General features: G+C 65.9%; 20 protein-coding genes. 13 read left to right on the top strand and 7 right to left on the bottom strand.

Annotated elements, in window-relative coordinates; translation table 11 throughout:
• The first annotated feature begins 5 nt into the window (after window positions 1–5).
• On the top strand, window positions 6–1154 hold the full coding sequence (locus ABZ195_RS21500) for a hypothetical protein (RefSeq protein ID WP_355221340.1): 1149 nt from the start codon (window positions 6–8) through the stop codon (window positions 1152–1154).
• Between the two features lie 29 nt (window positions 1155–1183).
• Window positions 1184–1864 carry a hypothetical protein gene (locus tag ABZ195_RS21505; RefSeq protein WP_355221342.1) on the top strand — a complete coding sequence of 227 codons (681 nt, stop codon included), beginning with the start codon at window positions 1184–1186 and terminating at the stop codon, window positions 1862–1864.
• Between the two features lie 46 nt (window positions 1865–1910).
• On the opposite strand, the gene ABZ195_RS21510 is transcribed toward ABZ195_RS21505, so the two are convergent.
• From ABZ195_RS21510 to ABZ195_RS21525, 4 genes are all read right to left on the bottom strand, one after another.
• A complete protein-coding gene (locus ABZ195_RS21510) occupies window positions 1911–3716 on the bottom strand; it encodes a hypothetical protein (protein WP_355221344.1) in 1806 nt (601 codons plus the stop codon).
• On the bottom strand, window positions 3713–4426 hold the full coding sequence (locus ABZ195_RS21515; protein ID WP_355221346.1) for a hypothetical protein: 714 nt from the start codon (window positions 4424–4426) through the stop codon (window positions 3713–3715). The genes ABZ195_RS21510 and ABZ195_RS21515 overlap by 4 nt, the downstream gene beginning before the upstream one ends.
• 39 nt (window positions 4427–4465) lie before the next feature.
• On the bottom strand, window positions 4466–4636 hold the full coding sequence (locus ABZ195_RS21520) for a hypothetical protein (protein WP_355221347.1): 171 nt from the start codon (window positions 4634–4636) through the stop codon (window positions 4466–4468).
• Between the two features lie 1227 nt (window positions 4637–5863).
• Window positions 5864–6385, bottom strand: coding sequence for a helix-turn-helix transcriptional regulator (locus ABZ195_RS21525; protein WP_355221349.1), 522 nt, complete (start codon window positions 6383–6385; stop codon window positions 5864–5866).
• Window positions 6386–7461: 1076 nt separating this feature from the next.
• Here ABZ195_RS21525 and ABZ195_RS21530 point away from each other — a divergent pair.
• From ABZ195_RS21530 to ABZ195_RS21540, 3 genes are all read left to right on the top strand, one after another.
• On the top strand, window positions 7462–7884 hold the full coding sequence (locus ABZ195_RS21530) for a hypothetical protein (protein ID WP_355221351.1): 423 nt from the start codon (window positions 7462–7464) through the stop codon (window positions 7882–7884).
• Between the two features lie 930 nt (window positions 7885–8814).
• Window positions 8815–9663: a hypothetical protein gene (locus ABZ195_RS21535; RefSeq protein WP_355221352.1), complete on the top strand. Its 849-nt coding sequence runs from the start codon at window positions 8815–8817 to the stop codon at window positions 9661–9663.
• Between the two features lie 275 nt (window positions 9664–9938).
• Complete coding sequence (locus tag ABZ195_RS21540) at window positions 9939–10370, top strand: hypothetical protein (RefSeq protein WP_355221354.1); 432 nt, start codon at window positions 9939–9941, stop codon at window positions 10368–10370.
• 27 nt (window positions 10371–10397) lie between these two features.
• Here the strand turns inward: ABZ195_RS21540 and ABZ195_RS21545 are convergent, their stop codons facing one another.
• Window positions 10398–10589 carry a hypothetical protein gene (locus tag ABZ195_RS21545; protein ID WP_355221356.1) on the bottom strand — a complete coding sequence of 64 codons (192 nt, stop codon included), beginning with the start codon at window positions 10587–10589 and terminating at the stop codon, window positions 10398–10400.
• A gap of 287 nt (window positions 10590–10876) precedes the next feature.
• On the opposite strand from ABZ195_RS21545, the gene ABZ195_RS21550 reads away from it, so the two are divergent.
• The 8 genes from ABZ195_RS21550 to ABZ195_RS21585 all read left to right on the top strand — a co-directional run bounded on the left by ABZ195_RS21550 (window position 10877) and on the right by ABZ195_RS21585 (window position 15841).
• Window positions 10877–11296: a hypothetical protein gene (locus tag ABZ195_RS21550; RefSeq protein ID WP_355221358.1), complete on the top strand. Its 420-nt coding sequence runs from the start codon at window positions 10877–10879 to the stop codon at window positions 11294–11296.
• Between the two features lie 379 nt (window positions 11297–11675).
• Window positions 11676–12665 carry a hypothetical protein gene (locus ABZ195_RS21555; RefSeq protein WP_355221360.1) on the top strand — a complete coding sequence of 330 codons (990 nt, stop codon included), beginning with the start codon at window positions 11676–11678 and terminating at the stop codon, window positions 12663–12665.
• Window positions 12666–12670: 5 nt separating this feature from the next.
• Window positions 12671–13933 (top strand): hypothetical protein, encoded by a 1263-nt coding sequence (locus ABZ195_RS21560; RefSeq protein ID WP_355221362.1) that lies wholly within the window; start codon window positions 12671–12673, stop codon window positions 13931–13933.
• Window positions 13934–14079: 146 nt separating this feature from the next.
• Window positions 14080–14361 carry a hypothetical protein gene (locus tag ABZ195_RS21565; RefSeq protein ID WP_355221363.1) on the top strand — a complete coding sequence of 94 codons (282 nt, stop codon included), beginning with the start codon at window positions 14080–14082 and terminating at the stop codon, window positions 14359–14361.
• 75 nt (window positions 14362–14436) lie between these two features.
• Window positions 14437–14649, top strand: a complete 213-nt coding sequence (locus ABZ195_RS21570) for a hypothetical protein (RefSeq protein ID WP_355221365.1) — start codon at window positions 14437–14439, stop codon at window positions 14647–14649.
• Entirely contained in the window at window positions 14646–14939 is a 294-nt protein-coding gene (locus ABZ195_RS21575; RefSeq protein ID WP_355221367.1) for a hypothetical protein, read from the top strand. The genes ABZ195_RS21570 and ABZ195_RS21575 overlap by 4 nt, the downstream gene beginning before the upstream one ends.
• Before the next feature lie 142 nt (window positions 14940–15081).
• Window positions 15082–15396, top strand: coding sequence for a hypothetical protein (locus ABZ195_RS21580; RefSeq protein ID WP_355221369.1), 315 nt, complete (start codon window positions 15082–15084; stop codon window positions 15394–15396).
• Between the two features lie 10 nt (window positions 15397–15406).
• Window positions 15407–15841: a hypothetical protein gene (locus tag ABZ195_RS21585; RefSeq protein WP_355221370.1), complete on the top strand. Its 435-nt coding sequence runs from the start codon at window positions 15407–15409 to the stop codon at window positions 15839–15841.
• Window positions 15842–15863: 22 nt separating this feature from the next.
• On the opposite strand, the gene ABZ195_RS21590 is transcribed toward ABZ195_RS21585, so the two are convergent.
• Together ABZ195_RS21590 and ABZ195_RS21595 are read right to left on the bottom strand one after the other, a co-directional pair.
• Window positions 15864–16034, bottom strand: coding sequence for a hypothetical protein (locus tag ABZ195_RS21590; RefSeq protein ID WP_355221372.1), 171 nt, complete (start codon window positions 16032–16034; stop codon window positions 15864–15866).
• 291 nt (window positions 16035–16325) lie between these two features.
• Window positions 16326–16811 (bottom strand): DNA-binding protein, encoded by a 486-nt coding sequence (locus ABZ195_RS21595; RefSeq protein WP_355221374.1) that lies wholly within the window; start codon window positions 16809–16811, stop codon window positions 16326–16328.
• Window positions 16812–17485 lie beyond the last annotated feature (674 nt).

A 17485-nucleotide genomic window follows, 5' to 3' on the forward strand; every position in this document is an offset into this window, starting at 1 on the left:
TCGATATGTCCGATCTGTATCACCGTCATGCAGACGCGATCGCCGATGACTTGCTCGCCGACCCGGACTTGTTCGAAGACGTGAGTGCTGAGTTCGCGTCGAACTCCGACGAAGGCTACGGCGAGTGGATGCCCGGCGACGAGGATGGCGCCGACGGGAGCGGCGGCGCCGATGAGTACGACGCGGCCTATGCGGGCTACGGCGACGAGGACCGCCATCATCGCGATCTCACCGCGGACGAGCAGTCCGATCTCGACGAGTTGAACCGAGTGATGACGGGCGCCCCGGATCAGGGCCTGTTGTCGGGCACCGGTCGTGGGGCGTACGTCCATTCCGACGATGACGACATCGTGGTGCCCGACGACGTGAACGCCGGAGCAGTCGACGTACCGGCCGGCGACAAGCCGTGGTGGCGGTTCGGATGGTTCGACGCGGGCCGCCGCTCGCACCGGCTCGGCGCGATTGCCGCGGTGGTCGTGGTGGTTCTCGCCGTCGTGGTTCTGGTCTTGCCTGGCGGCGAGCAGGAGAAGTCCGCGACGACCGCCCCGACAACACCTGCCTATTCGGTGCCAACGATGACTGCGCAGCCTCCCGCCTCGTCGGCGCCGGCTGACCCTGGCATGCCCGGCGCTGACGGACCGATCGGAATCAAGTCCGCGGCGAGCCGGTGCACCGCCGGGTCGACCGATCCGATGCAGGCCTTCGACTCGGACGTCAACACCGCGTGGATGTGCGTTCCGGCGTACGGCGTTCCCGGCACGGTGCTGCGCGTGGAGTTCGACAATTGGTACGTCGTCACCGGCGTCTCCATCGTGCCGGGATGGAATCGCGCCAATCCGGACGGCTCGGATGAGTGGCTGAAGCACAAGACCGCGGCGACGGTGGAGTACCAGTTCAACGATCCGGACGAGACGCGCCTGACTCAGCCGACCAACAATCTTCGCGACGAAGTGGTCACGCCCGTTCAGCCGCCGGTGTTGGCGTCGGCGATGACGATCACGATCACCGAGTTCGGTACGCCGACCGGACCGGTGGCGGACACTACGACCATTCCGGGCCAGGGCGGGGTCATCGCCTCGGACACACCCAAGACCGGTGACCTGAAGGACTTCGCGGTGTCCTCGATCAGCATCATCGGGCACCGCGCCGCCTGAGTGTCGCTGCTCGGCTCTAGGGTCGAAGGATGCGCCGCGCGTACGTCGAATCCCATGAACCTCTCCCCCGCGCTCTGGCGCTGGCTCTGCGGTGGGCCGGTGAGGATGCCACCATTCACGCCCCCGACACCCGCAGCGTCGAGGAGAACAAGCTCGATCAGCTCGGCCTGCCGGTTACCTCGCCATCGTCGAAGTCGCGGTACCACGATCTGCCGCGGGGCACCGTCGTTGGCTTCTTCTTGAACCTGGCCGAGGTCTTGGATGTCGAACGCAGTGACGTCAATGGCCTCGTGGTGGTCGGCGCACAGGGACCGTCGAGATTTCCAGGGGTGCCGCATCACGGACCGTGGGTAACCGCGTTCGCCCCGGAGCATCTTGGCGGCCAGGAGATCGCGCCCGTGACGGCGGCGCCGGCCGCACTGCGCGCCGCCATCGAGGGGCTCACCGGAATCGCGGTGGGCAACCAGGGACTGCTTGACAAGCGTGAGCGCTCCGAAGTCATTCACGCGCTGACGTTTCTGCGCAGTCGTGGCTTCGCGCTCGATCCGGACGCGTTAATGGTGGAGGCGCTGCGCAATGAGTGGGGAGGCAGCGGCGCCGAGGAGCTGCGCCAGATCGCGGTCGACCTGAACAAGGGCAAGCAGCTGCGGTTCGACCGGGGCAGGCTGCGGCCTGAGCGTTTGGAGGAGTGGGCCGCGGCCGGGGACTGAATGGAGCCCGCCTGCTGCTGGCGGCGCCGGGCGTCCCGTATTCGCGCTACGTGGAGCGCTGCGTCGGTGCGGTGTTCACCGCGGCGCCGGTACGCGCTGCCAGTAAGCCGGTCTCTCCACGCCGCTGCAGAAGAGGAAGCAACTGTGCGCGGGTGCACGTGAGCGCCCGCGTGAGCGCGGCGGCGGGGTTGGGCGCTGACGTTCCCAGAAGCGTTTCCAGTTCGGTGGCGTCATCGTGGTCGACGCGCAATAGGGCCGCGTCGACGGTGCTGTCTGCGGTGTCGAAGATGAGCACGATGGTGTCGCCGAGTGCGGCGTCCAGGGCGGTCGCCACGCTGCGGAGCGATCCGACGCTGGCGCCGTTGGTTGCACTCTCCCGCCAGAACAGCGTGAGGTCGGTCAGCGGACCGGTGAACTTCCGTCGCTGCTTGGGTTGGACACCCAAGGCGGTCGCGAGGGCTGGAGCGATCTTCTGGCCGGACCCGCGGAGCAGGTCGGCGGTCACGGGCACGGCGACCCGGATCTCGTCGACGCCGTTGCGAAAGACGCCGCGCACGGTGTTCAAGGCGGCGACGGCGGGCCAGCCGTCGCGTTTGGTGCGGCGGCGAACCTTGCCGTCCTCGATGATGAATCCGGGTGCGCTGAGGTAGGATCGGACCGAGGCTTCGGCGACGTCGGGGAAGGTGGCGGTGATGTCGTCGACGATGGCCTGGGTGCTCACCGGTTTTCCGTGTGCTTTCAGGCGCAGCGCGATCTCGGCGAACACCCCGGTGTATTCAGGTAGGCCCCACCGGCGCAGTGCCCAGTTCTGCTTGGTGGTACGGACGAACCGGCCGTCACCGTAGAGCGCTTCGCGTATCGCGCGCTCGGAGTGTTCGCCGATGGTGTGGGCAATCTCTGTCGGCAGGGACGGGACCCCGATGAGGTGCAAACCGGCTTCTGCCTTCTCCGCGGTGGTCGCCCCCCAGCGCACCCACTTGTCGCCGAACCGGCGCAGGCTGGTTTGAGTGTCGATCAACGCGTTGGCGGTGGGTGTCGGGATGCCGATCTCGAGTAGCGCGCGGGTGAGCTGCTCATGGGTGGGTGCCCCGTGCTCGGCGACGGTGGCGTCAACGGCACGGACGGCGGCGCTCAGGCCTGCGGCGCGGGCGTCCTCCAGCCACGCACCGTTGCGCGCGTAGGGGCCGGCGATGTGCAGGAGCAGCTGCCCGGTATCGGTGTCCAGATCCAGGCCCAGCTCGTCGAGGGCGCGGCGCGCGGTCAGCTCGCGGGTGAGGGGGCCGAGCCGGTGGCGTAGTTCGACGCCGGCGGCGACGATCGCGGCGTTGGAGGGATCGGTGAGTAGATCGGTCAGGCGGCGGTGGGCGCGGGGTTGGTTGCGCTGAACGTTGACCGGTGCGACGCCGAGCTGGGCGGCGGTCATCGGGATCGTCTGCGGGTCCAGTGCCCATCCGCGGGCGGCGAGCACGGTGCGGTCGTAGTCGGAGAGGCGGTCGATTATGCGTCCGACGGCCGTGGCGAGGTGTTCGTCAACTCCGCCGGGCGGGGTTGTGCGGGCGAGGTGGATCGCGTCGCGGGCGGCGGCGAGGACCGATTTGACCGTGCCGACGCCGCATTGGGGGTGGTCGAGAAGTGTGGCGATGGATTCGTCGGCGAGGTCGCCGAAGGTGACAAAGCGGGTGCCGTAGAAGGTGCGGGCGCGAGGGGGAAGCCAGTTGTAGTGGATCGGTTGTGCGGCGATCTCGTCGAAGCCGGCGATCAGGCGGGACACGGGTGTGTCGAGGGTGTCCTCGGTGTAGGCGGTGTTCCACCAGGTGTCGTTGTCGACGTGCTCGTCATCGACGTCGGTCATGCCGGGTGGTCGGGGATGGGGCGCCGTGGTGTGGTTTTGCCCGCCTCGAACAGCCACCGTTCGATCGAGTCGCGGCGCCGGAGGTGGTGCTGGTCGGCCCAGGTGCCGAGCAGGGTGGCGTAGCGCTGGTAGGCGGTGGACAGCCAGCCGCTGAGCGGCAGCGAGACCCAGCCGCAGTGCCTCTGCAGGGCCAGGGCGACGTTCTCGTCGAGGATCGCGCACGGGTGGTGCGGCTGGCCGCCGCCGGCGAAGTAGAGGTACTTGGTGAAGAACGCCGGCCCCAGACCGGCGATGGCGGCTCGGTTGCGTGGGTAGAGCAGTTCGTAGGCGGCCTGCGGGTCGGTGCGGCTCAGTGAGGCGGCCCGCTGCAGGAGCGCGGCCGCGGTGTCGCGATCGGCCGCCACGGCGGCTACGCGGGCTTTGTTGTTGCGACGCTTGTTGCCGCTGCCCCAGGCCAATGCGTTCCACAACAGAGTCAGAGCGGCCTCGGGATCGTCGGTGGCGACGTCGGCCAGCGCGAAGATGTCGGCGCGGCGGATCGCCTCCCCGGCCAAGGTGTCGGCGAGGCCGTGCTCGGTCAGTGTTCGAGTCCACCACGGCCGGCCGACGCTGATCGCGTGTTCGTGGATCCACTGATCCTCGTCGACGCCGGACAACTCGGACACGGCCCGCGTGGGCAGATGGATCTCTGTCAGTGGGGTTGCGGCCATCGCAACGATTCTCGCAGGCCTGCAGTCCGACTCGTGGGCTCACTGGCTGGTCGCGTGGGCCGCGATCTGCGCAGCGACGGTGGCGGCGGTCAAGGCGGACTGTGCATCACCGGAGCAGGTGAGGACGTCGATGATGACGGGCGAGGCGGCGGTCAGCGCATACGAGCACAGCCCGGTCGCGGCCTGCTGACTGGTCGAGACCGTCAACACTCCCCCGTCCTGTCGAAGTCCTCGCCGGGCTCGTGCAGGCTCTGCACGCGCACGTCGCCCCAGCCGGACCTCGCGTAAATGCCGGGCCCAGAATCTTCTCGCCAAAGGTGCCACATATTCGAACACATGTACGATTCGCGGTTGTGAAGCTGCGCCGTACACGCCGGGGATGGGCGGAGCCGCGGCCCTCGGTCTGTCGGCGCTGTGGCCACCGCCTGGGCCCTTTCCAGGTTCTTGTGGGGGTTGCGCACTGTGTTTGCGGGCGGATGCACCGCACCCACCGCTGCCGCTCATGTGACTTCGTGGCCTACCTGCCCGACCTGGGCCCGCGTTGCGAGTTACGCGAGATGGATCAGCGGCCGATGGAACAGCCAGACGATTCTTTGCCGGACGGCCATGGACCCGACGTTTGAGGAATGGGTCTCCTCGCCGACGTACCCGACCCTGTTCAGGGTGGACCGCGAGGTATGCATTGATCTCACTCGCGCGTTCCCCGGCCTCGGAGACGTCACCCGGCGACAGGACGAGCTGCCGTTGTGGGTGCGCGCCTGCGGGGTGCGGTTGGAGCTGGAGGTCCCCGGCCGCCTAGTCGCATGGGTGCGTCGAGCGGATGGCGGCTGGCTCGCCAACTGCGTTTGCTGGCCAACAAGCGCCAACGGCCAGTCCCGGCTGCGTATGCAGCTGTGGGTGGAGCCGCAGGCGGTCACTCCTCGCAAGTGATGGCCGGCGCAGCGGGCACGGCTGAAGCTTATCCGCCACCGACCAGGGCGCCGCCAAAGCGGGCATGTCGCACAGTCGACAGACGATCCCCGTTTGGAGGTTCGCGTGGGACCGATTGCGTAAAGGTCTATTTGAATATTGTTACCCGAGCGAAGAATTCACTACCTCGGGCTACTCGGACGCCCGCCCCTGCGTCACGGTGAATCGCCGCGATCCGACGCCCTTGCCCTCAGTCGGCGTGCGAATGGTCGTCACGGGCGCCGCGCTAGTCAACACCGCGGGTGATGGATCTTGCGCCGCGGCGTGCGCTGCCCAGGATGCCTTGCCGGCAACTCGATGCGGCCGATCGCCTGCCGGGTTCGTTGCGGATTTCGTTGGTGAGGAAAGTTCCCCGTGGCGGGAAACTCGGCGGCGCGTTCGCGCTTACCGGGAGGCGGCGGTCGGGCTTACCCGGAGGACGACAACATCGCGCGGACCCAAAGACGTCCGCGCGGTCGATCGATTCGTTTAGGCGCCGATGAGTTCGCGGGTCGACGGAGGAGTCGCCGGCACGAACTCGTACGGCTCCAGCGGGCGTGCGACCTGCCGGTGGCGGCGCGTCTGCGACCGGCGAATGGCCTTTGCCAAACGATCCTCGTCGATGTTCAAGTGCTCTTTGAGCTTGTCGCGCACCTGCGGAGGAATCGAGCTGCGGCCGGCTTCCATCCGACCCAGGTGCACTGGGCTGGTTCCGATCAGAGGTGCCAGCTGCGCAAGGCTGTAACCAGCCAAAATGCGGTAGTAGGCAAGATTACGAGCAGTCTCGGTGACGACGTACAGCTCACTGGCGTCAACGCCAAGCAGCTCAGCCAGCCGTGCGATGTACTTCGGCGACGGCGCCGCTTCACCCTTGACCCAGCGCGTAACCGTGCCCTGGTTGACATCCACGGCCGCTGCGAGGGCGCGATTGGTCAGACCCTGCTTCTTGGCCAGGTCCTGCATCTTGCGGTACTTGAAGACCCCGGGCATGCCTGCCGGTGTGGAACGCATGAGCGCGTCCTCCCTTCCCTGACCCGACGATCTCTCTGGCACGTCGACTATAACCGCCCCAATGTTCCCGGCACAGGTACCGCGGTGACGCAACACGCCGACGCGGACGAATTTCACTCCTGTCACACGCGTCGAAAACCGCTGGTCAGCCATATCAGATTTGGCGGAAACGGGGCCCCTCACAGCGGCTAGTTGCAACGACGAACATTGCCGCTGGTGGTAACGCGTGGCACGATTTGCGTTCATCGGACGCCTGGCAGCGTCCGGACAACTGAAAACCTCACCCAGAAAACCAAAAACCGGTTGGTAGCTGGCACTACCAACCGGCGGGCTCCCCCGAAGGGAAGCGGATGTCTTGGCGACACCGCCATTTTAGCGTGCTACCAGCACGTTTGGCAAACGTTGGATGCGACGAAAGTGCGCCCGCACGGTCACAAGACCGTCACGGTTCGCCCTTCGCCACGCCGTCGACGACGGTCCGCAGCGACCGCCTCGAACAGGCCGACTTCCGCATCCGCCGCCGCAACTGGATCCGCGCAGCCGGCGTCGTCTCCCCCACCACCCCGATGTGGACCTCTCGGACCACCTGGACCTGCGAAGTCGCCGCCTGGGCAGCCAGCACCGCCGGCCGTCAGGTCCTCCGCCAGGCCCACGTGACACAACGCCTGTTCACACGGGTCACCGCCGCGCTCGCGCGATTCGCCGACGGCACCAGCGGTCGGCACTGCGCAGTGACCAATGCTCGCGTCGCCCGATCGGCGGGCTGCAGCCCACGAAGCGTCACCACGGTGCGTGGGGTCCTCGCCGCAGCAGAGTTCGCCGTCGAGGTGCGCCGCGGTACCGGATCACCCACCACCCCCGTTCACCAGCGCCGCCCGTCGGTATGGCACCTCACCTCGCGCCGCCGGCCTGTGGACAAAGCCGGATTTTGCGACCTACCCCGTTCCCGAAGGGTTACGGGGTCTTGTCCTGTGGGTTCGACATCTCCAAGCGAGGCGCACAGCGCCCCGCAGCGAGATCGATCTGCCAAAAAACAGCGACGGCGCCGCGAACCGCGGCCGCTGCACACGCAGCGCTTGGCCGGATGGTTGGCCTCGACGTCGACCGGCCTCGGGGCGCGTACCGGTCACCACGTGGTGGGGCAGCTCTGCGACGCCTTGCACGCCAGCCACCTGGAGCTGACGTCGTGGACCGGACCCCAGCTCGTCCAGGCCCTCAATGACGACATGCGCCAACGCGGCTTCACCTGGCCCAACGAGATCACCCGGCCCGGTCCGTTCTTGGCCCATCGACTTCGCAATCTCCCGGCACGACCGACGCCGCCCATCCAAGCGAGACCGGCGTTCGTCATCCAGGCCGTCGATGCTGCCGCCCCCTCCCCCGCTCCTCGGCCGCCCTCGGAGCCGTCTGCCGCACGGCTCGAAGCCCAGCGCAGCATCCGCGAGATCCTCTCCCGCAGACTTCGACGCCCCGCGCGGGCCCCTGAATCACACGTTTGACCTGTTCAGACCGCCTCCTTGCCCGACCAAGCGAACCGTCGGCGCCTCGGATTCCAGACGTCGAACGCCGAGGTGGTTCAAGCCTTCCTTCAGGAACAACCGTCTGAGAGCCCCGTAGAGCGCCTAGAAGCGCCGGGGGCATGTATCCGGTACCCCTCGGGCGCCTGCGGCCGGTAGCGGCGCAGCTAGACGCCAATGCAGGCCGATCAAATCTCCTTAGCTAACCCGTCTCGAAGTTATTGCCGCTGCTCAAGGGGGTTATCGATCCCCTCACAGCACATAATCATTGTGCGCCGATTATGAGAATGATCAACGCACAATCTACGAGTAATCAGCGCACGGCCGATCAGCGGTCGACGCCAGGTGATCGCCAAATGATCATGGAGTCAATGTGACCTTCATATGAAGCGTGAACAATTCACTACTGTCACAGTGACGGATCGCGCCGAGATCAAGTGCTGAAGACATAACGTGATTCTTCCGAACTCATACCATCAATGTTGTGTGTGCGTGATGTACATGTGTGGTGATTGTTGAGTGATCTAGATGTGTGGTCTAGATGCAAGGCATGTGAGGGCCATGCGATTCAAACGTGTCGCAAACGTGACTTTGTCAAGAATTCAATGTTTGCCACATGTCAGGCCAACGACAGTTGTACATGATGCTCGCGTGACGATCATCCATACTCAATGTCAGCTTCACAACGAGCTGTCATCGCCATCACGTGAAGCTCATCTAACACTTTCGTGCGAGTTCCATGCACTGATTGTCAGGTGATCGTGCGACCAACGTGATGTTCATATTCGTGTTTTGTGAATGTTGATCACGAAGCGTTCATAATGTTTGTGAATGCATTGTGCGAGCAAGTTCATGCAGGTTGAGGGGTCGCCACAGCCCGATCCACGCTCCGGCAGGGGCAAGATGGGGCACATGCCCACCACGCTACAACTCAACTTGTCTGCGGTCCGCGAGGCCGCGGCACAAGTCGCTGACGTGGCCGGCGACCTCGCGCTTCAAGGAGTGCGCCTTCGGCTGCCCGTCATGACGCCGGCCACCGACGCCATCACCATTCACCTCTGCCGTCGCACATGCCAGGAGTCGCGGCGGCTCGCCTACTCCCTGGAGTCGGCAGCTGATGAGTTGGCCCGCGTCGCAGAAGGCGTCCTGGCCTACGCGCATGACGCTGCGACACTTGTTCGGCGAACCGAGCTGGCTCTGATGGGCCTGGAGATCGACGTCTTCAACCCGTCCAGCGAGCCAAGCGCCCAACGGTCCGCTCGACTTGCGGGCTCTCCCACCTCGCCGCCCGAATTCTCGAACGACCTCCATGCCGCACTGAGTCAGGCGGTACTCCTCTCCCAGGGGTCGGAGACCGGCGCACAGCCGCCAGTTGACGTCGCGCACCTACGCGCGGCCGCAGGTGAGCTGCGCAGCGGGGCGCGCGCGCTGCGCGCGGCCATGAGCAGTGGAGAACGTCCGGCGGCGATGCTGGATCGTTTCGCGGAGTGGCTGGCAACCGACGTGGCGGCCGCGGCCGCCGCGCTCAACTCGTCGGTCCTGCAGTGGGCGTCGGCGTACGGGAGTGCGCGCGAGGACGTGCAGGACTGTGCCGAGCTCTATCGGGGGTGGCTTACCGCGGTGGTCGCAGGTGGGGACCACGAGCCGATTGACCTGGCTGAGACCGCCGCGCACGCCCGCGCGGTGCTGCGCGGCTACTCCGCAATCTCGATCGCCGAGCTCGCCTTTACCGGTCACCCGCAACTCGGGTCGAGCGGGTAGAGCGCAGCGAGGATCTGTCTGGCTCCCAGGCGCCTGACGGAATCACCGACATCGGCCGGTACTTCCTGTTTGACCACCTTCCCTCGCTTTGAGGGGGCGGACACAGCAGGGAAGGGGAAGTACTGATGTGCAAGGCAGCCCATGAGACCGGCGGCCCCAGACGGTGCAGCGGCGATGCTCGCGCGACCCTGGAGCGATCAACGGCGGATCTGTCAGCACTGGAGCGCGTAGAAGCTGCACTGCGTGTGGAGGCCGACGAATCACTGTTCGAGCCGATGACGTCCGCCGCGGGGCATGTCCTGCGGGTCCTGAAGACCAGGTGGTACGGGTTGCGCACGTTCGGCGCGCACTGCGGTGGGTGCGACGGTTTCGTGACTCCCGAGGGTGGTTTCACCAGTCCCGCCGATGCTCACCAGTGGGCGCAGGCCTACGCGGCCTCGGATTGTGCGCCAGCTCAATCGGCCTTGGCCGGCATCGGCGCTGACGAGCCCTACGCCCCGATGTCGGCCGCCGAGTCGGACCAGATGGCGAAGGAGTACGCCGCCGGCGTGCACAAACCTCGTGTGGTGCCCACGCGATACCGCGGGCTGCACACGTGGTCGGTCTTCTGTCCGGGATGCCATGCACAGATCAGCCCACCCGGCGGGTACGGACAAGCCGGCACCGCGCTGCAGCATGCCAACAGTGGCTGTCCCAACGCTCACTAACCGCGCAGGGGCCCTCTCCGTCCGGCGTCACTCGATGAGCCGGTGGGCCCACCGCGTCCCGCCCAAGAACCCGCTGACGGCGGCGAGCACCGCGAAGGGCGGGTTCATGGTGCCCCAGAACGTGAGACTGCCGGCGACCGCGGCGAGCAGAAGCGCGATCAGCAGTACCACGGCGGTCCGCACGGTGAACAACGGTCGAGGTTTCGAGGTCTTGGCCACGAGGTCCTCCTGGGAGGTCGGTTCGCGCGGAGCCGCCGGTGAGAGGCTCTGCGGCCACCGTGCTGATCGCAGGTGGCACGTATTCGGAAAGTTCGTGCCGATTCCTACAGGGTGGCGGTGCACAGACCCGGTGCTCCGTGGTCGTGATTCCCCGTCAGAGGGCAACGAGCAACGCGAACTCCCAGGCGATCGGACCGGCGGTGGGGGAGTGGGATGTTACGGATTGCAGGGCCCGTCACCGGCGTGTCCGAATCAGATTTGCGATCTTGAGTGAGAGGGTGAACGCCATGGCTGGCCGACGACACAAAGGAGACCGGGCGCTCATTCAGACTCGCCCGTTCGACGAGGTGCTCCATCTCGTCATCGGTCGGCAGCACGCTGCCGGCATCAAGGAACTGAGCCCGTATCTCGCCGACGTCCTGGCGATCCATGTGGGTCGTGAGGATCTCGTGACCGATCTCGGGCATCGGCAGTCTCTGCCTCTCGACGAGGACATGGAGACGGCGCCCGGCCCGTACCCCGGTCGACGCACTCTGGTGCAGACGCGCCCCCACCGCGAGGTGTGGACCGCGATTCACCAACGGCAGAAGGCGGCCGGGGTGTCCTCAGTCAGTCAGTACGTCGCTGACGTGCTCGCGATGCATGTCGGCCGCGAAGACCTCGTGGTCGAACTTGGACGCAAGGAGGGGCTGCCGCTGGCGATGTAGGAGATGTGGGCCCTTTCTGGCAGGGGGGCCGAATACGACATCTGAATACGCGGCGCAAGACCCACACCGTCAACGGAGGGTCTGAGAAACATCGAAGCCCTCAGCCTGGCAGGGCTAAGGGCTTCGATCTGAAGTTGTCGAGCCGAGGTACGAACTCGTCTCGTTGGGCTTGCGCCCATCCCCGAAGGGACTTGTCTTGGCGGACAGGTGCCACGGTAGCGCACACCCAAAATCGGGTCCACATGACGCGCTATTCCGTGAGCTAAATCGTGATAATTCACCGTCGCGCACGCCGCGTTCAGCGCGTGCGCAGCGGCGCCGAGCCCGGCGCCGCTGGATCGTCGAGTGCGGGCACGCGCCCGCGTCGATGCCGGTTTGGGTGAGCCGGTCGGAATGGATCGCCGAACTCGAGCGGTGGCTCACCACCGAGGAGGGCGAGGCCGTCCGCAGTCGGGTTCATCTGCGCCCGGCCATGCTGATGAGGGTCGCCGAGGTGCTCGCCGCCCACGCCGATCACGGCAGCGGTCGGCACTGCGCCGTCACCAACGCCGCGGCCGCCGCGGCCGCCGGCTGCTCGCCTCGCACGGTGACCACGGTGCGCCGGCTGCTCGCCGAAGCCGGGTTTGCCGTCGAGATCCGCCGCGGCACCGGATCGGCCCTGGCGCCGATCGACCTGAGGAAGCCCTCGGTGTGGCACCTGGTGAGCCGCAAGAAGCCTGTGGATAACCCCCGCGTTTGCGACCTACCGCCATCCCGAAGGGATAGGCGGGTAAGTCCTGTTGGTAAGACATCACCAAGCACGCGCACGCGCGCGCCGCAGTCACAAAAATCCTCGACGAGACCCCCACGGCGGGCCCGGCGCTGCGCGCTGCGGCCCCTGCACGTGCAGAGACTGGCCGACGAGCTCGTCGGTAACGAATACGGCAGGCGGGGACTCTGCGCAGGACTTGGCCGCGGGCACATCGGGCACGTGTGCGATGCCCTCACCCGCTCGGGCCTGGACCTGGAGGCCTGGACGGCCGACCAGATCACCGCGGCGCTCAACGCCGATATGCGCCAACGTGGTTGGTCCTGGCCGAACCTCATCGAGAATCCGGGTGCGTTCCTGGCGTCGCGGCTCCGGCGGTTGCCTGAGCGGCCGGTGGTGACGCGACGGCAGCAGCTGGCCGCGCCCAGGCCCGAGGTCGAGGCGGTGGTACCGGCCAGTGCTGCCGCACGTGCTGCGGCACGTGCGTACTTTCAACAGAACCGGGGGAGGAGCGCAGAAACCAATAGGCGGAATGCCGCCGATGGTGTAAAGTGGTTTACAACAAAGAAGCCGGCCAGGCGTGCGCGTCAGGTCACCCAATCCCCCAGGGGGACAGCATGATCGCTATGGAATTGCAGACCGTCGAGACCCATCAGTGGGAGATTCCGTCCTACAAGCTCGACGCGTTCAAAGCCAAGATCTCCCAGGCCAACAAGCGCCTGGAGCGAGCAAGCCTCGACGCCCGCTTCGAGCTGGCCTACGAGGAGTTCGAGCGCCAGAAGAACATCGCCCAGGCCGATCTGGCGGTGGCGAGTAACCACGAACCGGTCTACGTCTACGAGCCCTGGGTTCGCGCGACGCTGACCGGTCCTCTCACCCTGCGGCACGGCCACTTCACGTTCGTTGCCCGTCTGGTGCCCGAAGAGGCCGGCACCACCGTGCACTCGGCGCCCGGACAGGAACTCGGTGGCTACAGCCCCCGCGGCGACAACGCTTGCGACCACTGCCAGGTTGAGCGCAGCAGGTCCCGGCTCTACCTCGTCCGCGACGATCGCGACGGCGCCATCATCCAGCTCGGGCACTCCTGCATCGAGCTGTACACCGGTGTCAGCCCCAAGGGCTTGTGGTCTCTGACCTTCGACGAGGAACTGCAAGCCTTCACCCGCAACGACGTCGACGGCGGTTTCGGGCCTCGGCATTACGGCGCCTCAATCGACGTCGTGCTGGCCTACGCATTCGCCCACTCCGACAAGGGCCGCGCCTACATCCCGTCCGGCATGTACTCCGAGACCTCCACGGTCAGCAGGGTGCGCACCAGCCTGTTCTTCGACATCAACAAGCTCAGGGATGCCGACCGGGAGTACTACCGCACCAAGGCCGCCGAAGCGGCCGGCCACCTCGCCGACACCGAACTGCTCGCCGCGATCAAGGCTTCGGTGACCGAGACCGCCGAGGACAGCGACTACGGCCGCAACCTGCGGGTCCTGCTCGCCGGCAAGAACGTCACCGGCAAGAACGTCGGCATCCTCGGCTCACTGGTCAAGGTCTACGCCCGCCAACAGCAGATCGAAGCCGAGCGCAAGGCCCACCCCGTCGTCGCCGGCTACCTCGGCGAGGTTGGACAACGCATCAAGGACATCACGGCTACCGCCAAAACCGTGAAATACGACGAAGGTAATTGGGGCACAACTACTTTCCTCGTCGCGATCGCCGAAGACGGGCACACCCTCGTATGGAAGGCCCATCGCGCGCTCGACATCGAGGTAGGTCAGCGATTCACCATTGCTGCGGCCACGGTCAAGGCCCACGAAACCTACCGCGACGTCGACCAGACCGTGATCACACGGGCCACCAAGTTCGAAGCCCTCGACGCAGAGCCCAACGCTTGAGCGACGCCGCAGGATTTGGCCTTGAACAGGAGTTTTCGCAGCAACACTTCAACACGTCAGCATGTCCCACGCTTTTGGCATAGTGCCGGACAAGACCGAGTGGCCACCACGATGAGGTCCCGAGTAGTGGAAAGAGAGCCGATCAGATGGAGAACCAAGAACCCCGGAGCTTTGAAGAGAGCTTCGACGCCTTCGAAAAAGCGACGAAGAACCTCATCGGCGGGCTGTACAAGGCGTCGAACACTGGGCCGGACATCACATTTCGTCGCTACCTCCAAGGGCTCACCATCGACGACGCCGACGAAGACGACGAAATCGACCCTGAGGCGACCCGAGAGCAACTCCTGGCGGTCATCGAGCCCTACGGCTTCACACTCGATGACGTGATTCCCGCCGGCTTCTACGAAGTCCTCCGCAAGAGCCTCTGAACGTAATTCACGCCATGTGACGAGATGGCAGGGCGGATAGACACCGTTCGCCGACAGAAAGGACCACCAATAGCCATGACGAGCCAGAGCATGCGTCTTGAACTGCCTCGCGACGCCGCGATTCAACTGCTCCTTCACGTGACAGGGCTATCCGAGGAGGAAGAGGCACGTCTGCGCGGCCTGTCCGACACGGCCCTGGATGCTGAAATGGCGGAGCCGGCTAACGTGCCCGCCCTGAGCGCGGTGGTGGTGAAGGCGCTGCAGCAGTCACTGGAAGAGAACCGATGAACCCGAACTTCGAGGGCGTGGTGAATGCGTGGGCGTTGGCCCTTCAAAGCACCACCGCCCCACCAGACCAGTTCATGATGTACGGCCTGGCCGACAATTCCGCCGACGCCGCCGAGCGGGTCGAAGCCGAACTCAAGGCGGCCAAGCCCGGCGAGTTCGTCGACGTCGAGATCCGCTTCGCCAACATGATGGACACCACCACACTGCACGTGCAGCCCCACCTGTGGGGAGCGTGGTGCGTGGTGGAGCGGACCCTGCCGGCCTCGGAGATGTTCGGACGCAAAGCCTGACCCGCGCGTTGGTGGTCCAGCGCTGGATATGTATATCGGCGCAGGTCAGAACGTTGTGGCCGGAAGGTCTGCACGGTCGTTTCTTACGGTAGGACCAACTGCGCGAACCCATCGCGCGGACACGAAGAGAGGGCCTATCCCGATGACGACCGACACCGCGCTCACGACCAAGCTGTTTGTGTTTAACCATCCCGCGGCCGAGCTGCTGGAACCGATGCCCGTCGAGTACTACCGCGAGTGCCAGATCGCCGGCGCGGCCAGCGTCGAGGTCGAGCTCGACGACCACAACACCGAGATCGTCTCAGCCACCCGCTATCTGCCCGCCGATGTCGATGTGGTCGCTGTCGTCAGCGGGGGTGTGCTGCAGGTGATCTGCACTCAGACCGGCCGCGAGCCGGTCATCATGCGCGAGCTCACCGGGTGGACCAGCTACACCGTGCGCCGGGCAACGCGGTGAGGGGCGCCGGGTGAGTGACCTCAGTCCCGAGGACGTCGCGCTACTGGAGGCCCAAGTCCCGGTAGGGCTTCTCATGCCGGCCGACGAGACCATGCGCCTGGTCCACGTCACCCGCGGTGTGGTGGAAACACACGTCGGAGCCTCCGCGGAATCGGTCACCACCGCCGACGGGCTCGTGTTCTGGTTCGACGCCGGCGCAGGCAATCTCCCGGTGAACCGGATGGCCACCCTCAACCTGCTGGCGGTATCGGAGTTCTCTGCGCGGACCGTTCCGCTGCTGCGCGGGCCCGCCCTGGTCACGGGACGTCGCGGCGATCACCCGGACGGACTGACGCAGCGTCAGATGCAGGTGCTCCGCCGGGAGCCCGGACCTGCGTGGTTGGTGGGGTGGATCTTGCACATGCGCCGTGGAGCGCGATCATCAGCACCGGCGGAGCTGAGGTGAACGCCAAAAGCGCGGTGAGGGTCTAGCTGTCGCCCCCGGAGGAGAACAGCGCCGTGACGATCTCCGCGGCTCCACGCGCCAGGTCACCGATGCCGGCAGTGGATCCGGTCTTGGCGACGATGAACGCCGCAGTGAGGTAGTAGCCGACGACGGCAACGACGCCGACAATGGCGATGGTGGCCCAGATGTTCATGATGGTGCTCCGTTCGGGGCAGCGCCCCGCAGGAGCACTGACCACGCGGCCCCGGTGAACGGAATAAGGTGGTCCAACTCTTCTGGGGCTGAGCGCCGGCGGATTACAGGGTGTCGAACGAGATTCCGGCGGACTTGTTCGTGTGCTGAGGCCACCTCAAGCCAAACCTGGGCGACTTGGGCCCTGACGGGCCATCTGCGTTGACGATCTCCGAGTTAGGTCGAGACGGCGGCGACGCCAACTGCCACCGAGAGGGGCACGCAGAGGATGAGGCCGTGTAAGCCCGAGGAGTTAGGCGTCGGCCGGCGGGAGCTTGCTCTCGGAGGACAGGGCGTCGAGGTACGCATCGTGGTAGCGGACGATCGCGAGGCGCTCGATCGTGAACTGCTCCAGGACCGCGGTGATGAGGGGTTGGCCACGCAGCGATGACTGAATACGGTCGTGTGGCCAGTGTCCGAAGCTCATCATGTCGATGCCGAGAGTGTCTCGGGGATGCTCGCGGGCTTCGTTGATGTCGTTGCGTACGGCCTCCAATTCGGTCTCCAGGCGCCGCAATGCCGCCGCCGCCCGCCGGAGGTGCCGATCGCGTTGCTCACGTAGCAGCTCGATGCAGTCGCTCCACGTCGGGATCTCACCGTCACGGAAGTAGATGTGACCCCCGCGGCCGCGCACGGCGCCGGCAAGGAGGTCGTCGGCGACCATCATCTTGAGGATGTCGGTCGGGATGCCGGCGGTGTGGGCCACCTCGGAGAGCTTCACGTGGTGTGCCTCGGTCAACGGTGGGCCCTCCTGCGCGTGGTGGACTACGAGCATCCCAGCTGACGGCCTCGGTGGTGCAGACGTCCGCGCGATCGGTTGTGTGCAGGGGGCAGGGGCTCGGACAGCCGTTGACCCTCAGGTATTACAGCTAGTTTAGATTGTAGCTATGGGAGCGTCGGTGGCGGCGTTGCCTGACTGCCGTGGTCCAGGCCTCTGAGTTGCGGGGGTGAAGCGCCGGAGGCGCGCAATGACGTAATAGTCGAATACTGCTGCTACACAATGCATATCACATTTGAGGGCGCAGCCCGGACGTGAGTCGAGATGCGAAGGCGCGCAACGACCTCGAGTCGAGTCCGCCGGCCGGGTACCGCAACCCCACCACACTGGTCGAGGCGAAGCCGAGACGACACAACCGAAACACACTGCAATACAGTACGATTGAGATATGACCAATGGCAAAGCCATCACCATGAACGGGATGCCAAAACCGTTGCACCACAACGATAAGCGACCGCCAACGATGGCCGCAGGCCATCTCGCCCAACCCGAGAAGTCGAAAACCGTTGTCTAACAACGATACTGAACCCGGCACATAGGCGCCGCCAGGCGCCGGCCTTCCCGCTACTGCGAGCCGCACCCGCGGGCGCCCGGAATTCGCGCCGGATACCCGCGAATCCATCGAAATGCGGGGT

Source organism: Mycobacterium sp. NPDC006124 (assembly GCF_040614235.1).
In the GTDB taxonomy this organism is placed as follows: Bacteria; Actinomycetota; Actinomycetes; order Mycobacteriales; family Mycobacteriaceae; genus Mycobacterium.

What these genes read in the sequence shown, in the direction of transcription:
- ABZ195_RS21500 (WP_355221340.1), top strand. Translation starts at nt 6, where the DNA reads ATGTCCGATCTGTATCACCGTCATGCAGACGCGATCGCCGATGACTTG.
- ABZ195_RS21505 (WP_355221342.1), top strand. Translation starts at nt 1,184, where the DNA reads ATGCGCCGCGCGTACGTCGAATCCCATGAACCTCTCCCCCGCGCTCTG.
- ABZ195_RS21510 (WP_355221344.1), bottom strand. Translation starts at nt 3,716, where the DNA reads ATGACCGACGTCGATGACGAGCACGTCGACAACGACACCTGGTGGAAC.
- ABZ195_RS21515 (WP_355221346.1), bottom strand. Translation starts at nt 4,426, where the DNA reads ATGGCCGCAACCCCACTGACAGAGATCCATCTGCCCACGCGGGCCGTG.
- ABZ195_RS21525 (WP_355221349.1), bottom strand. Translation starts at nt 6,385, where the DNA reads ATGCGTTCCACACCGGCAGGCATGCCCGGGGTCTTCAAGTACCGCAAG.
- ABZ195_RS21535 (WP_355221352.1), top strand. Translation starts at nt 8,815, where the DNA reads ATGCCCACCACGCTACAACTCAACTTGTCTGCGGTCCGCGAGGCCGCG.
- ABZ195_RS21540 (WP_355221354.1), top strand. Translation starts at nt 9,939, where the DNA reads ATGACGTCCGCCGCGGGGCATGTCCTGCGGGTCCTGAAGACCAGGTGG.
- ABZ195_RS21550 (WP_355221358.1), top strand. Translation starts at nt 10,877, where the DNA reads ATGGCTGGCCGACGACACAAAGGAGACCGGGCGCTCATTCAGACTCGC.
- ABZ195_RS21560 (WP_355221362.1), top strand. Translation starts at nt 12,671, where the DNA reads ATGGAATTGCAGACCGTCGAGACCCATCAGTGGGAGATTCCGTCCTAC.
- ABZ195_RS21565 (WP_355221363.1), top strand. Translation starts at nt 14,080, where the DNA reads ATGGAGAACCAAGAACCCCGGAGCTTTGAAGAGAGCTTCGACGCCTTC.
- ABZ195_RS21570 (WP_355221365.1), top strand. Translation starts at nt 14,437, where the DNA reads ATGACGAGCCAGAGCATGCGTCTTGAACTGCCTCGCGACGCCGCGATT.
- ABZ195_RS21575 (WP_355221367.1), top strand. Translation starts at nt 14,646, where the DNA reads ATGAACCCGAACTTCGAGGGCGTGGTGAATGCGTGGGCGTTGGCCCTT.
- ABZ195_RS21580 (WP_355221369.1), top strand. Translation starts at nt 15,082, where the DNA reads ATGACGACCGACACCGCGCTCACGACCAAGCTGTTTGTGTTTAACCAT.
- ABZ195_RS21590 (WP_355221372.1), bottom strand. Translation starts at nt 16,034, where the DNA reads ATGAACATCTGGGCCACCATCGCCATTGTCGGCGTCGTTGCCGTCGTC.